This is a genomic window from Nocardia sp. NPDC052112, assembly GCF_040680135.1.
GTDB lineage: Bacteria > Actinomycetota > Actinomycetes > Mycobacteriales > Mycobacteriaceae > Nocardia.
Window position 1 is genome coordinate 80,239 of record NZ_JBFAWD010000009.1, and the last position, 14,899, is coordinate 95,137.

Annotated in this window: 13 protein-coding genes; 4 read left to right on the plus strand and 9 right to left on the minus strand. The window is 65.3% G+C overall.

The features are described 5' to 3' along the window. Positions 1-157: 157 nt before the first annotated feature. The 3 genes from AB0L58_RS19245 to AB0L58_RS19255 form a co-directional block, all read right to left on the minus strand. Positions 158-2,215, minus strand: a complete 2,058-nt coding sequence (locus AB0L58_RS19245) for a galactan 5-O-arabinofuranosyltransferase (RefSeq protein ID WP_364388828.1) — start codon at positions 2,213-2,215, stop codon at positions 158-160. A 349-nt stretch (positions 2,216-2,564) separates the two neighbouring features. Then, positions 2,565-3,326: a decaprenylphospho-beta-D-erythro-pentofuranosid-2-ulose 2-reductase gene (locus tag AB0L58_RS19250; protein ID WP_364388407.1), complete on the minus strand. Its 762-nt coding sequence runs from the start codon at positions 3,324-3,326 to the stop codon at positions 2,565-2,567. Then, positions 3,323-4,777, minus strand: coding sequence for an FAD-binding oxidoreductase (locus tag AB0L58_RS19255; RefSeq protein WP_364388409.1), 1,455 nt, complete (start codon positions 4,775-4,777; stop codon positions 3,323-3,325). The genes AB0L58_RS19250 and AB0L58_RS19255 overlap by 4 nt, the downstream gene beginning before the upstream one ends. 151 nt (positions 4,778-4,928) lie before the next feature. Between AB0L58_RS19255 and AB0L58_RS19260 the strand changes: the two genes are divergently transcribed. Then, positions 4,929-5,459 (plus strand): GtrA family protein, encoded by a 531-nt coding sequence (locus AB0L58_RS19260; protein WP_364388411.1) that lies wholly within the window; start codon positions 4,929-4,931, stop codon positions 5,457-5,459. A 106-nt stretch (positions 5,460-5,565) separates the two neighbouring features. Here the strand turns inward: AB0L58_RS19260 and AB0L58_RS19265 are convergent, their stop codons facing one another. The 3 genes from AB0L58_RS19265 to AB0L58_RS19275 all read right to left on the minus strand — a co-directional run bounded on the left by AB0L58_RS19265 (position 5,566) and on the right by AB0L58_RS19275 (position 9,266). Continuing rightward, on the minus strand, positions 5,566-6,189 hold the full coding sequence (locus tag AB0L58_RS19265; protein ID WP_364388413.1) for a pyridoxamine 5'-phosphate oxidase family protein: 624 nt from the start codon (positions 6,187-6,189) through the stop codon (positions 5,566-5,568). A gap of 215 nt (positions 6,190-6,404) precedes the next feature. After that, complete coding sequence (locus tag AB0L58_RS19270; RefSeq protein WP_364388416.1) at positions 6,405-8,654, minus strand: molybdopterin-dependent oxidoreductase; 2,250 nt, start codon at positions 8,652-8,654, stop codon at positions 6,405-6,407. A gap of 123 nt (positions 8,655-8,777) precedes the next feature. After that, positions 8,778-9,266 carry a hypothetical protein gene (locus tag AB0L58_RS19275; RefSeq protein ID WP_364388419.1) on the minus strand — a complete coding sequence of 163 codons (489 nt, stop codon included), beginning with the start codon at positions 9,264-9,266 and terminating at the stop codon, positions 8,778-8,780. 271 nt (positions 9,267-9,537) lie between these two features. Between AB0L58_RS19275 and AB0L58_RS19280 the strand changes: the two genes are divergently transcribed. Both AB0L58_RS19280 and AB0L58_RS19285 read left to right on the plus strand, forming a co-directional pair. After that, positions 9,538-10,113, plus strand: a complete 576-nt coding sequence (locus AB0L58_RS19280) for a DUF4282 domain-containing protein (RefSeq protein ID WP_364388421.1) — start codon at positions 9,538-9,540, stop codon at positions 10,111-10,113. Positions 10,114-10,334: 221 nt separating this feature from the next. Next, positions 10,335-11,210 carry a helix-turn-helix transcriptional regulator gene (locus tag AB0L58_RS19285; protein WP_364388423.1) on the plus strand — a complete coding sequence of 292 codons (876 nt, stop codon included), beginning with the start codon at positions 10,335-10,337 and terminating at the stop codon, positions 11,208-11,210. 102 nt (positions 11,211-11,312) lie between these two features. Here AB0L58_RS19285 and AB0L58_RS19290 read toward each other — a convergent pair whose 3' ends face one another. Beyond that, entirely contained in the window at positions 11,313-11,735 is a 423-nt protein-coding gene (locus AB0L58_RS19290) for a MarR family transcriptional regulator (protein ID WP_364388425.1), read from the minus strand. Between the two features lie 86 nt (positions 11,736-11,821). On the opposite strand from AB0L58_RS19290, the gene AB0L58_RS19295 reads away from it, so the two are divergent. Beyond that, positions 11,822-13,279: an MFS transporter gene (locus AB0L58_RS19295; RefSeq protein WP_364388427.1), complete on the plus strand. Its 1,458-nt coding sequence runs from the start codon at positions 11,822-11,824 to the stop codon at positions 13,277-13,279. A gap of 71 nt (positions 13,280-13,350) precedes the next feature. Here the strand turns inward: AB0L58_RS19295 and rfbC are convergent, their stop codons facing one another. Together rfbC and rfbA are read right to left on the minus strand one after the other, a co-directional pair. Further along, entirely contained in the window at positions 13,351-13,899 is a 549-nt protein-coding gene (gene rfbC / locus AB0L58_RS19300) for a dTDP-4-dehydrorhamnose 3,5-epimerase (RefSeq protein WP_364388429.1), read from the minus strand. A 3-nt stretch (positions 13,900-13,902) separates the two neighbouring features. Continuing rightward, positions 13,903-14,775, minus strand: coding sequence for a glucose-1-phosphate thymidylyltransferase RfbA (rfbA, locus tag AB0L58_RS19305; protein ID WP_364388431.1), 873 nt, complete (start codon positions 14,773-14,775; stop codon positions 13,903-13,905). Positions 14,776-14,899: the final 124 nt, after the last annotated feature.

A 14,899-nucleotide genomic window follows, 5' to 3' on the forward strand; every position in this document is an offset into this window, starting at 1 on the left:
CCGAACCTTCAAGCCAGACTCAGGTGCCGCGACGGTTGTGTCGGCGGCCGGCGGTGTGGTGCTGGGCTGAGTTAGCCGGTACCCGGTGAGTTGCCCATGTCCTCGCTAAATCAGTTGTCGCCGGGTCATGATAGGCGGCACGTCGGGCAGGTGTCGATCAGCGATTGCCGACGACCAGCGTGAACGGGCCGATAGTGGTGGTGGTGAAGTGCGGGTCCGCGAAGAGCTTCTTGGGGAAACTCACGGTGTAGCGCTTCACATTGGGGTCGTTGGGGTAGACGTCCTTGGCCAGGCGCAGGGTGTAGTCGTCACCGCTGCTGCGGAAGAGGAAGGCGTCCGGTGCGCGCCACGGGCTCTTGCCGAGCGCTTCGATCAGCGCGGTGGGGGAATCCAGTTTGCTCCAGGCCTCGATGGTCGCGGCGCGGCCGGTGAAATCGGCGAGCGGGTTCGCGTAGTGCGAGGTGAGTGCCTGGAAACCGTAGTACGGATAGAAGGAGAGGAAGCTGGTATCGGCGGTGAGCACGACCGAATCCGAGCGCGGCCGGCCGGTCTGCGCGAGCAGCGCCGCATCGATGTCGCGGTAGTACGTCGCCGCGCCGGGAGCCCGCTTATCGGCGCGCTCGCCATGGCCGTCGGTATCGGTGTAGGCGGTGGTGATCTCCGGCTTCAGCACCTGCGGGATGTCCTGTGTGAAGGCGAGTGCGCCGACGACGGCGACCACGACAACGGCGATACGGAACCGTCTCGGCTCATGCAATGCCCGGTAGGCCGCCCGCGCGCCCTCGACGAAACCGAACGCACCGGCCGCCGCGAGCAGCACCTCGAGCACCGGCGTCAGCCGGAACGAGAGCAATGTCGTACCTGCCGCGGTCGCGGTCATCGACAGCAGGCACCACAGGTAGATCGCCACCACACCGATACCGAGCGCCTGCGCCCGCCGCGACGATCCGGCTCGCAGCACCAGCCATGCTGTCCCGAGCAGGAAGAAGGCGCCCGACAGCGAGAACTCCGCCATCGGCAACGGCAACTGCGCCCCGCCCTCCGGCAGATAATGGAACGCCGTTCCCGAACTCGGCATCGTCCCGCCGAGCATCTTCAATACGAAGGGCAGCCACACGATCAGCGCTACCACACCCGCGATCGCGCCGATCACCACCAACCGGACCAGCGGCGGCACCGCCGCTCGCCACACCGAACCCGATTCGTCGCGCCGAGACCGCTTTGCCGCCCGCACCGCGAGTCCCGCCGAGACCAGAGCCATCAGCCCGACCGCGAAGGCCGCCACCGCGAAATACAACGTGTAGAACGAGGCTGCCATCCCGAGGAACAGACCGGTGCCGAGCACGGCACCCCAGCCTCCAGCCGTCGCGGGGCGATCCGCACCACCGTCACTCGCGCTTTCGCCGCCTGACGCGGCCACGCCATCCGATGCTGCGGCGCTGCCCGCAGTGTCCTCGGTGCTCGAGTCGGCGGCGCCGCCGGTCGCTCCCGCGACACCAGAAGCCGCGGTGCTCGACGCCTCGAGTGGTCGGTACAGCGCACCCCACGCGAGGACGAGCGCGGGCGGCAGCAGCAGCACGATGACCGCGCTGTAGGCCTCCGGCGACGCGTATGCCACCGTCACGGCGGTCGTCGCCGCGCTGACCCCGATCGCCCAGTCGGCGCGAATCAACTTGGACCACAGGACGTATGCGATTACCGCGGCGACCGCCAGTGACCCGATCGCATACGGCTTGAATGCCTCCCAGCCGTCCATCCCGAGCACATTCGCCACCCGACCGCCGAGCCAGAACCATCCGGCCGGATAGAACGGGGGCAGATCGGCGTAGGTCATATCGTGCAGCGTCGCGCCATCGGTCAGCCGCGTCAGATATTCGGTGCGGAATTCCTGATCCACCGAGACGCCGAACAGATACAGCTTGGTCGCCGCCAGCGGCATTCCGAGCGTCACCGTGACGAACGTCGAAATCCCCACCCACGAGAGCGCTTTCGCCAACCAAGGCCACCGCCGTGCCCGCACCAGCCAGATCGCCACCCCGAGCAGCACCGCGGCCCCGACCTGCCCGACCGTGGTCAACGCACGGGTCACATTGGACGAGTTGAACGCTGGCCACTGCACCATCGAAAACGCCACCAGCCCAGCGGCCGTGACCACCGTCGCGACCACGGCGGCCAGCACCGCTTCGCCCACCCCGGAGCCGATATGCCGGATCAGCAGCTTCCCACGGCCGCGCTCCGGTGCGGAGTGCTCGACGCGTTCTGCCGTGACTGTGCTCAACGGAGTGCTCCTTCGACAATGCGACGGCTCGAGGTCGGCTCCGAACTTGCCACGCCGCCCGGCCACTCGCACGGGCAGGGTGCCGAATGCCGCATCGGCCGGTCCCGACGAACCGCGACGATGGTATCCACCGAAATGGCGCCGTGGTGTGCGCGGATGCCGTACTTTCTGTCGCGTCGGCGCCAGACACGCCGGGCAGCCACGGAACCGCGTATCGCGGATATAGACGAGCCGCACCTGTCCCGCGCAAACGTGTGCGCGGTGGACGAGGTGCGGCTCGGGGAGATCAGATGGGCAGCTTGCGGAAGATCGGGCGCGGGATATGGCGCAGGATCATCATCACCAGGCGGAAGGTCCCCGGTGCCCAGACCAGCTCCTTGCCGCGCTGCGATGCCGAAACCGCCAGTGCCGCGATGTCTTCCTTGTTGACGGTCAGCGGAGCCTCTTTGACGTGCGCCGAGAACCTGGTCCGGACCATGCCCGGCCGGATGACCAGCACCCGCGGGCCGTGCGGGCGCAGCGCCTCACCGAGGCCGAGGTAGAACCCGTCCAACCCGGCCTTGGTCGAGCCATAGACGAAGTTCGAGCGGCGCACCCGCTCACCGGCCACCGAGGACATGGCGATGATCCGCCCGAAGCCCTGCTTCTTCATCTTCTCGCCGACCAGCACGCCGACCGAAACCGCCGCGGTGTAATTGACTCCGGCGACCTGCACGGCCTTGCGCTGGTTCTGCCACAACTCTTCCGGATCGCCGTCCAGCGCGAACGCGACGATGGCGACGTCCACATCGCCGCCGTCCCAGGCAGCGTCGATCACCTTCGGGTGGCTCTCGGTATCGAGCGCGTCGAAGTCGATGACATCGACCTGGGTCGCACCCGCCGCCTTCATCTCGGCGACGGCGTCCTCGCGCAGCGGATCTCCGGGCAGTGCGGCCAGGATGATGCGCGCCGGACTCTTGCGCAGGTACTCGGCGCAGATCGCCAAGCCGATCTCCGAGGTACCGCCCAGCAGCAGGATGGTCTGCGGGTTGCCTACGGCATTAATCACTGGAGCTCCAGCCTTCTCGCCATATCGGACATGAAAACGCCTGTGGGATCGACACTTCGGCGGATCTTGATCCACTCGTCGATCCGGGGGTACATCTGGTGGAAGGTCTCCGCGGTGGTGCGCGAATCCTTCGCGGTGTACAGCCTCCCGCCGAACTCCGTGACGCGGCGGTCCAACTCGCTCACCAACTCGTTCAGACCCGGCTTGATCGGGAAGTCGACGCAGATGTTCCAGCCCGGCATCGGGAAGCTCAGCGGGGCCGGATTACCCGGTCCGAACAGCTTGAAGACGTTGAGTGCCGAGTAGTGCCCGGAGGCCTGGATATCGACGATGATCCGCTTGAACTCCTCGACCGCCTCGGTCGGCACCACGAACTGGTACTGCAGGAAGCCGTTGGAGCCGTAACCGCGGTTCCACTCCGCGATCATGTCGAGCGGGTGATAGAACTGCGTCAGATTCTGCACCTTGCCGGTGTAGTTGCCGCCCATGGCGTAGTACGCCTCACCGATGGCCTGGAGCGTGAACTTGTTCATGGTCCAGTTCGGGAAGATATCGGGCACCGTCATCAGTTGCGGCGCATCGAATTTCAGCGGCTTCTTGCGCAGCCGCTTGGGCAGTTCGTCGACCTTGGCGAGGCGGCCGCGGGTGATGGTGGCCCGGCCGAGCTTCGGCAGCGGACTGATCACATCGAACCACGCGCTCGAGTAGGTGTAGTTCGCCTCGCTGCCGTCGCTGTGCGCGGCGATGGTCTCGTCGAGCGTCGTGGTCTTCACGCCGTCGTTGAGGAAGTACGCCGTCTCGGTGGGCGCCATCTCGATGGTCGCGCGCAGGATGATGCCGGTGAGTCCGTTGCCGCCGACGGTCGCCCAGAACAGCTTGGCATTGCGCTTGGGCGTGATGTGCTGAACCTGCCCGTCGGCGGTGAGCAGATCGATCGAGCGCACGTGGTTGCCGAAGCTGCCCTCGCTGTGATGGTTCTTACCGTGGATATCGGAGGCGATAGCACCACCGATCGTCACCTGACGGGTGCCGGGCAGCACCGGAACCCACAGCCCGAACGGCAGCGCGGCCTTCATGAGCTGGTCCAGGCTGACACCGCCGTCCACATCGACGATCCGGGTGTCCCGGTCGATCCGGTGGATATTGTTCAGCGCCGTCATATCGACGACGAGGCCGCCCGCGTTCTGCGCGTGATCGCCATAGGAGCGGCCGAGCCCGCGCGCGATGATGCCGCGACGCAGGTGGGCCGGCTTGGAGTCGTTGTCCTCTGCGACCATGGCGACGGCCTTGGCGATCAGTTCGGGATCGCTCGTCGAGAGCACTTCGGAAGATGTTGGTGCGGTGCGACCCCACCCGGTCAATGCCTTGGTCCGCGTCGGCAGCGCGAAGGTGCCGTCGGCGACATTGCCGGAGTTACCGGTTGTGGTGGCGGTCGGAGCTTTCGTGGACATCGGCATAGAGGCTACATGCATGAGCCGATATCCGGTCGGGGTCGCCGTACTCCCCAGTATGTGAGGTCCGACATCGGTTCCGTGTCGTCGGACAAATGTCCAATCGGTGCTCGGTCCGCGTGTCGCGCGTCACGCCGTTACGCTCGTCGGCGTGCAAGCCGAACCCCACCTGCCGCTCCCGGCCGAACTGCCGCTGGTCGACGAGCCGGCCGGCGTGACCGACGGGCCCGAAGGCGGTAGCCTGCGTGACCACGAAGGGACCCGGGAGCGCCGAATCGAATCCAGTACAGATGTCGATCTGAAAACCCAGATCGTTCGCTTCACCCTCACCGGCGGCCTGTCGGCCGTCGTCGACTACGGGATCTACAGCTTTCTGCTGAATCTCATCGGCCTGCCGGTCAGCGTCGCCAAATCGATCAGCTTCATCGCGGGCACCACCACCGCCTACCTGATCAATCGCCGCTGGACCTTCCAGGCGCCCCCGAGCCGCGCCCGCTTCATCGCCGTCGTGGTCCTCTACGCCGTCACCTTCGCCGTTCAGGTCGGCATCAACGCCGTGCTCTACGCCACGCTGCCCGGCGACTGGTGGCGCCAGCCCCTGGCCTTCGTCATCGCTCAGGGCACCGCCACGGTCATCAATTTCGTCGTCCAACGCGTGGTCATCTTCAAACTGGGTGTCTGATTTGCTGTGTTGAATGCAGCGCCGTCGGCTCGGACGCGAGACGGACCGCGAACGTCGCTCGCAAGACTCGCTCCGTCGGGGGCGAGTGTGCAGTTCGGCGCACGAATCAGCGCGGGACCAGGGCGTCGGCTTGGCCTTGGGCTTTCGCTCCGAAGTAGTCGCCGCCCTTGGCGCGGATATTGTCGGTGCCCCACTCGCGCTGCTCGCGCGCCGCGGGAACCAGATGCGGTATGTGCTTGCGGCAGTGGATGTAGGCCTCCTCCACATCGACCACCACCCAGCGCTCGGCGGCGCGACCTTTGACGTTCTCCGGTAGCTCGGGGACGTTGTTGCGCAATGTGGTGTCGTCCACGATCCGGGCCGAGCCGTTGATGTGCAATCCGATCAGATCCTGGACGAAATCGATGAGCAGGATGCCTACGTGCGGGTTCTCCAGGATGTTGCCGAGACTGGCGTGGACGCCGTTGCCGCGGTATTCCGGATAGGCAAGCGTGCGTTCGTCGATCACATGCAGAAAACCGGGCAGACCGGCGCGGAAGGTTGCGTCGCATTCGCCGTGTCTATCCGCGGTGGCGACGAACGCCATATCCATCCTGGCGATGAATTCGATCATCGTCGGGTTCAGCCGGTCGAGTACTTGATCTTGGTAGAAGCGTTCGGCGCGGTCCTGCGTACCGTATCTGTCCTGCAGTTCGTGCTCACCTGCACTGCCGCAACGTGTACCGGGCATCGCGCCCCCTCTGGTAGCTGGAATCCGGCACACCGCAACGGGTTCGACGCTGAGCCCGCGACTAAACCGAAATCCCGTCCATTTTAGTCTGGCAACACAGCAAAATCCATGTTGAGAATGCACTGAGTGTTTAGTTAGCGCAGGGGTTTCCGCGAATTAGCGACAATCCGACCGGCCGGAATCTTTCAGTTCCGGCCGGTCGACTCGAGCACAACTCAGGCAGGGGTCAAGGTCACCGGAACGCCATTGAAGACCGCATTTCCGGACGGTACATCCACCACCGAATCATCGGTCAACACATTGGCATTCACCCCGGCGTGGGCCCGAGCCACCGTCTGCGTGCTGTCGGTATGTCCCCAGCCGTGCGGCAGGCTGACCACCCCGGGCATGATCGCCTCGGTCGGCTCCAGCGGTACCGTCAGCGTTCCGGCGGCAGACTTCACCACGGCGGTATCGCCGAGGCCTAATCGCGCCACATCCGCCGGATTGATATGCAGCGTGCAGGTATTCGACCCGCTGACCAGCGTCGCGATATTGTGCATCCAACTGTTGTTGGATCGCAGTTGCCGCCGCCCGATCAACACCACATCCGGAGCGGCATCGGCGAGCCGGGCCCGCATGCGCGCGACATCGTCGAGCAGCGGCTGCGGCGCCAGCTCCACCCGCTTGGATGCCGTGCGCAGCACGCCGGGCAGGCGCGGCCGCAGCGGTCCGAGATCGACACCATGCGGATTGTCCAGCAGCACCTGCAGATTCAGCGTGCCATATTGATCACGGCGCTCCCGGGGGCCTTCGTGGTCACGCAAGCTACCGTCTCCAGACCCGTCGCTCGCGCCGGCGTTCCACTCGCCATACGGTCCGAGCCGCAACATCAGGTCGATGCGCTGTTCGGTGCTGTTCGAGCCGATGAGTTCGGGTCGCCGCTGCGGTATGCCCGCCTTGTGCAGCAGGCCCGCGATGATCAGTTCATCGACGCCGCTGAGTGCGTCCGGTCCGGCGGGCTGTCCGGTGAGCGCCGCCCCGAGTCTGGCCAGGATCTCCGACTCCGAAGGCCGATCGCCGAGCGGGACCAGCGGTCGCGAGTACCGCGCGTAATTGCGCACCGCGAACTGCAGCAACGCGAAATCGTAATGCGGTGACTGGGTCGACCGCGGCGGCGGCAGGATCACATCCGCATGCCGGGTGGTCTCGTTGAGGTACCGGTCCACACTGACCATGAAGTCCAACTGCGCGAAGGCCGTATCCAACCGCGGCCCGCTCGGTGCGGACAGCACCGGATTGCCCGCGACGGTCACCAGCGCGCGCACCTGCCCCGAGCCCGGCGTGGTGATCTCATCGGCCAGGGTGGCCACCGGCAGTTCCCCCATCGCCTCGGGCAGCCCGCGTACCCGGCTGGTCCAGCGCCCGGTGCGGAATGGCTTGGTGCGTGGGATGCCACCGGCCGCCGCATCGGCGAACATGGCACCGCCGGGCGAGTCGAGGTTGCCGGTGAGCACATTGACGACCTCGACCAACCACTGTGTCAGCGTGCCGAATTCGGCCGTGCAGGTGCCGATGCGCGCGTATACCGCCGCGGTCGGCGCCGCCGCCAACTCCTGCGCGATCCGGATAACTGTCGCAGCGGGAATTCCGGTCCGAGCCGAAACCACCTCCGGCGGGAAATCCGCGGCGGCCGCCCGTACTTCGTCCAGGCCCGCGACATCCACGCGAATATCGGTCAGCCCCTGTTCGAACAGTGTGTGCACGATCCCGAACAACAGATAGGCATCACTACCCGGCCGGATGAACAGATGCTCATCGGCCGACCTCGCGGTCCGGGTTTCCCGCGGGTCGACCACGACGAATTTGCCGCCGCGCTTGCGCAATGCCTTCAACCGGCCCGGGAAATCCGGTGCGGTGCACAGCGATCCGTTCGACTCCAGCGGATTGGCGCCCAACATCAGCAGATAATCGGTGCGATCCAGATCCGGCACCGGCACGGTCAGCGGATCACCGAACATCAACCCGCTCGCCACCTGTTTGGGCATTTGATCGGCGGTACTCGCCGAAAACAGATTTCTCGTGCCGAGCGCCCGGATCAGCACCGGTACATACAGCGCCCCGGCCACGGTATGCGCGTTCGGATTGCCGAGGTACAGCGCCGCCGACTGATTTCCATGCTCGGCCACGATCGCCGGAAAACGTGCGGCGATGAGATCGAATGCCTCGGTCCAAGATGCGGTACGCCAGGTATCGGTGGCCCGGTCCCGGATCATCGGTTCGGTCAGCCGGTCCGGATCCTCGTCGAGATGTCCGAAGCTGGCCCCCTTCGGGCAGATGAACCCCTTGCTGAAGGGATCGTCTCGATCCCCGCGAACCGAGGTCACATGGTCGTTCGAGTCGAGTGTGATCTCGAGTCCGCAGACCGCCTCGCACAGCGGGCAGGTCCGCAACAGCGTCCGGGAGTCATCAGTGAGCTGGGCCATAACCCTCATCATTGCGCGCGATGGATCTCCGCGCATGAGGAAACAAGAATGACCGGTATCCACGGATAGCGGATACCGGTCATCGGTGGGTCAGGGCAGTGCGGACCCCGCCCAGTAGATGCGTCAGCAGGCGACGACGGTGTTGTTGTCGACGGTCGCGCGACGCGAGAGCGCCGAGCGAACCGCCGCGCCGATCGCGACGACCGGCGGGATCCAGCGAGCCTCGCCCGGTGCCACGCCCCAGCAGGCCTCGCCGGTGGTGAGCTGGGTGGGGGGCAGCGGGATGCCGTCACCGTCGGTGTAGATGGTGGCGCCTGCCTCGCGCAGTGCCTCCAGTGCCCTCGCGGCCTTGCGCAGGCCGGTGACCAAGTGGACCTCGCGACGCTCGACGCCCGGAATCTCGATAACCGGACCGGTCAGGTTGTTCGCGCGCAGGAACCGGCGAACCTCGCCGGCCAGCTCACCGCTGATCTCGATACCCGACAGATCCTCATCCGTGATCAGGCAGATTCCGTTGGTCGTTTCAGCGATCGTCCACCCGCGCTGGATGTAGTCCTGCGCCGCGGCAGTCATATCTGCCGCCGATGCGGAAGTCGGAAACGTGGTGCGCACTGTCTTTCTCCATTCCCCGATAGATCTGGGTCCTGCATACGTGGGTGGTATCGGGGCGGGGTGGGGTGGGCGTTACGGGTTGTACAAAAGATCTTGGTGACTGTCGGATTCATCTCACCCGGTAGTAATCGGCTATCACTGAGACACATCCTTTTTAATGGGCCGCACGGCTGCTCCGAGGCGCGTCTGGACCCGCATCGTGGCGGCCCGCGCCGGTCGGTGTGAATCCACTCCTATTGGCGGGGCATCGGATTGGGGGAAGGATCGCCATATGAGTGAACACCGCGGTCGGGCGACAGGCGGATCCGATGCGTCCAATAGTGTCGGAGCACCGGATTCGACGGAATTCGAAACCGAATCACGCTGGATCGCCTGGAAAGAGACCGCGTCCAAGCGGTTCTCGCGCACCGCGGAGCCCGAACCGGCCGAACCATTCGAAAGTCCGCGGGCCTGGAGCGCCGATGCCGCCCGCGGCCTGCTCGACGTGCAATTCCACCGCCCGGCGACCAGGACGCTGCTGCCCCTCGCCTACATGCTCGGTCTGGCCTTCGCGATCGGCGTCCCGATCGCGCTGACGGTGCTGATGTGGCAGGTCTCCGCGGTCCTCGGGGTGCTCGCCGCCTTGATCGCGATACCGCTCGGCCTGACCATCGCGGCCGTCGTGCGCCTGCTGCTCGAGTTCCTGGAGAACGCGTCCAAGCTGGCGACAAAGGTCGAGCACATCGCCGATCTCGCCGACGATCTGTTCCAGGCGCTGTCCGATGTGGCCGAGCCGGTCAACCAGCTCTCCGAAGATGTTCGCGCCGTGCAGTTCTGGCGCTTCCGCAAGCGCGGCGCACGCAAGTAGAACTCGGTTGAATTGCCCGATCATCGCCCCCAGGAACCTGTTCGTCGTAGTTGCGCCTGTGGCGTACCTGGGACACCCATCGTGACCTGTGTCAGATTTACTGTGAAACAATGCTGTTCGGATATCCGGATACCGCTACGGACGTCTGAGATGAGGAGTGCCGGACCGGCGGACACGGGTGGTCATCCGGATGGATTCGGCGCATGGCGCGAGGGGGAAGCATGGCTTTACCGCAGGGCACGACCGGATCGACCATGCCGCGCCGGCAACTCGGCCGACATCTGCGTGATCTGCGCAATCGGGCCAGGATGACCACTCGGATGGCGGCCCAGCAGCTCGAATGGTCCGAGGCCAAGATCTGGCGAATCGAAACCGGCCAGACCTCACTGCGCAGCCTGGACGTCGAGGCCATGTGCAAGATCTACGGTGCGCCAACCGATCTCGTCGAACCGCTGACCGCACTGGCCAAGGAGACCAAGGCCAGGGGTTGGTGGACCGGCTACGGCGATGTGATCGCCGAGGGTTTCGAGGTATACATCGGTCTCGAGGAGGCCGCGCGTGCCCTGGCCACCTATGAGAACGAGCTGATTCCGGGACTGCTGCAGACCGAGGCGTATGCCCGCGCGCTGCTGCGGTCCGGGCGCCCGGAGGCCTCGGAGACCGAAATCGAACGTCGAGTGCAGCTGCGCACGGCCAGGCAGGCGTTGCTCACGCGCAAGGATTCGCCGCTGTCTCTGGATGTGGTGATCAGCGAGTCGGTGCTGTGGCGGCGGGTCGGCGGTGCCGAGGTGACCATCGAACAACTCGCGCACCTGCGGCGCATGTGTGACCTGCCGAATGTGCGAATCCAGCTGGTGCCCTCGGATTCCGGCTATCACGACGGCATGGATTCGGGTCCGTTCGTCCTTCTCGAATTCGCCGATACGACGCAGGTGGAGCTGCGGGAGCCGCCGGTGGTCTACGTCGAGGCGTTCACCGGTCCGGTGTACCTGGACAAGGAACACGAAATCGAGCGCTACCGAAAGGCTTTCGCGAACATCAAGGCAGTCGCCGTGGACGCGCGACCAGGCATAGCGGAAGCGCGCGATAGTGTTTGATTTGCTGTGTTGAATGGCGGCGGCGCCTTCGGCGCCGCGAACGGTCGCTCCGCAGTGCTCGGCAGGGTGGATCTGTTCGGCGCCTTATGTGTTCGGCCTACTTCAGCACTTCTGGCGACTACCCCAGGTCCGCTCGAGCACCTCGCGGTGCGTCGGCCGTGCCGACTCGTAGACCTCGCGACCCTTCTCGGTCAGGCATACGAAGATCGCGCGGCGATCCTCGGCGCACATACTGCGCGAAACCAGTCCGTCGCGCTCCAGCCGCGCTACCGCGCGCGAGAGTGCGCTCTGGCTCAGGTAGATGTCGTTGGCCAGATCGCTCATCCGATAGTCGCCACAAGCCGCGTCGACCAGCCGGTCCAGCGTCTCGAATTCGCTGAGGCCGATATCGTGCTTGCCCTGCAGTTCCTTCTCGAGCGCACAGCTCACGGCGGCGTGCCGGTCGAGCAGCTCACGCCACTCGGCGACCAACCCGGTGGGCGCCACATCGCGCCCCGGTAATTGTGTTGTCGACGGCTTCGACATGGCCCCATCCTAGTGCTCCTCGGGAGCCGATGCAAGTGCATTAAATGTGTTGGCATTTAATGTCGGCGCATGTAATGCTCTCACCCATGACTTCTGCAGCAACCCTTTCGGCCGCTACGGCGACCGATCCGATCAGATGGTCCCCCCGTCTCTGGGGCATGCTGATCACCCTCTGCATTGTGTTGTTCCTCGATGGTCTCGACGTCTCGATGATCGGTGTGGCGCTGCCATCCATCGGCGCCGAATTGGATCTGTCAACCTCGACCCTGCAGTGGCTGGTCAGCGGCTATGTGCTCGGCTACGGCGGGCTGTTGCTGCTGGGCGGCCGCACCGCCGATCTGCTCGGTCGGCGCAAGGTCTTCCTGATCGCACTGGCCGTCTTCGCGCTGGCCTCGCTGGCGGGCGGACTGGTGACCTCCGGCCCGCTGCTGATCCTGACCCGCTTCATCAAGGGCCTGGCCGCAGCGTTCACCGCCCCGACCGGTCTGTCGATCATTACAACCAACTTCGCCGAAGGCCCGGCCCGCAATAAGGCGCTGTCCATCTACACCGTGTTCGGCGCGGGCGGCTACTCCATGGGTCTGCTATTCGGCGGTCTGATGACCGGCATCGGCTGGCGCTGGACCTTCCTGCTTCCGGTGCCGATCGCGCTGGCCGCGCTGGCCGCGGCCTGGACACTGGTCCCCAAGGACGAGGCCGCGGAGGAGGGCGGACACGACATCCTCGGTGCCCTGCTGTCCACCGCGGGCATGCTGCTGCTGGTCTACACCGTGGTCTCCGCACCCGAGGCGGGCTGGGGTTCGGCGCGCACCATCGGTTCGTTCGTCGGCGCGGCGGTGCTGTTCGCCGGATTCGTCGCGGTGGAGAAGAAGGTGAGGTACCCGCTGATTCGCCTGGGCATCCTGCGCAAGGTGACGCTGGTCCGGGCCAGCCTCGCGATCATCGCGGTGGCGGGTTCGTATTTCAGCTGGCAGTTCATCGTGACCCTGTACCTGCAGGATGCACTCGGTTGGTCGCCGCTGAAGCTGGCCATGGCGCTGCTTCCGGTCGGTCTGCTGGTCGTCGCGTCGGCGTTCTTCTCCGATAAGCTCGTCGACCGGTTCGGCACCGGGCCGATCATCGCGATCACCATGGTCGTGATGGCCATCGGCTACCTGCTGTTCCTGCGGCTGGACACCACACCGTCGTATCCGACGATGATCCTGCCCGCGGTACTGCTGATCGGCATCGGCTGGGTCGGCTTCCCCGCCATCAATATTCAGGCGACCAACGGCATCGATGACGATGAGCAGGGTCTGGCGGCCGGGGTGCTGCAGACTTCCATGCAGGTCGGCGCGGCCATCGTGCTCGCGGTGAATACCGCGATCATCTCCTCCGGCAACCACGGCGCAAACACGCCGGCCGCGGTGCTCGACAACTTCCGGCCGGGACTGGAATTCGCCGCGGGCGTCGCCATAGTCGGCGCGCTGATCGCGCTCACCGCCTACCTGCCCAGACGTGCGAAGGCGCGGGCGCAGGAGCCGGAATTGGAGCTCGTCGGCTGAATCCCCTCCGCCGACGGTAAGCCGAACGTCACCGCTTCCTTCGCTCATCGGAGGCGGTGACGTTCGGTGTTTTACGAGAAAGGGGGAGCGGCAGCGTCTTTCGGGGATCGGATATACGTCAGCGGCTGACCGTCCAGACCGACCTGCGGCCATTCGATGCCGAGCTGCGGATCGAAGGCATCTATATCCCGGTCGAACTCGGGCGTGTACTCGATCGAACAGAGATAGGTGACCGTGGAGTGATCCGCCAGCGACAGGATCGCATGGCCGAGGCCTTCGGACAGGAACATCGAGCGCCGATCGACGTCATCGAGCACCACGCTGTCCCAGCGTCCGTAGGTGGGCGATCCGGGCCGCAGATCGACAACGACATCGAGGAACGCGCCGCGCACGCAGGTCACATACTTGGCCTGCCCCGGCGGATCCTCGGTGTAGTGGATGCCGCGCAGCACCCCGGCCGCCGAGACCGAGCAGTTGACCTGGCGCAGATCGAACGGTCGACCGGTCACCTTCTCGAATTCCGAGGCCTTGAACGATTCGCAGAACATGCCGCGCTCATCGCCGAATTGGCGTGGTGTGATCACCCATGCCCCCGGCACGGCGAGTTCACGGAACTCCATCGCTCACCAATCCCGTCCGCGCTCGAGCAGATCGAGCAGGTAAGTCCCGTAGCCGGAGCGAATCATCGGTTCGGCCAGTGTGCACAGCTGTTCGTCGTCGATGAAGCCCTGTCGCCACGCGACCTCTTCCGGCACACCGATTTTCAGGCCCTGCCGCTGTTCGATGGTGCGCACGTAGTTGGCGGCGTCCAGCAACGAATCGAAGGTTCCGGTATCCAGCCATGCGGTGCCGCGCGCGAGCACATCGACGCGCAGCCGATCCTGTTCCAGATAGGCGCGATTGATATCGGTGATCTCGTATTCGCCGCGCGCCGACGGTCGCAGCCCGCGCGCGATCTCCACGACATCGTTGTCATAGAAGTACAGCCCGGGGATAGCGTAGTTGGACCGCGGCACCTTGGGCTTCTCCTCGATCGAAACCGCTCGGCCTTCGGTGAATTCGACGACACCGTAGGCGGTCGGATCCGAGACCCAGTACGCGAAGACCGCGCCGCCGTCGATCCGGGCGAAGCGTTCGAGGCTGGTGCCGAGTCCCGGTCCGTGGAAAATATTGTCGCCGAGTACCAATGCGGCGGTCTCGCCGCCGATATGGTCGGCGCCGAGGACGAATGCCCTGGCGAGTCCGTCCGGTTCCGGTTGCACCACATAGGTGATGGAAATGCCGAACTGTGCGCCGTCGCCGAGCAGCCGGGCGAACGCGCCGGCGTCCTCCGGGGTGGTGATCACCAGGATGTCTTTGATACCCGCCAGCATGAGCGTCGACAGCGGGTAGTAGACCATCGGTTTGTCGTAGACCGGGACCAGCTGTTTGCTCACCCCGCGCGTGATCGGGTGCAACCGGGATCCGGTGCCACCGGCCAAGATGATTCCGCGCATGGTCCCCGAGTCTGCCAGGCGCATCGCACTCGGCTTCGGCGAGGTTCCGACTCGCCTACAAATTGATCACGAACGTTTGGTAACCCGGCGCGGCGGGCGATATGTGTTGCGTAGGTCACGTGCA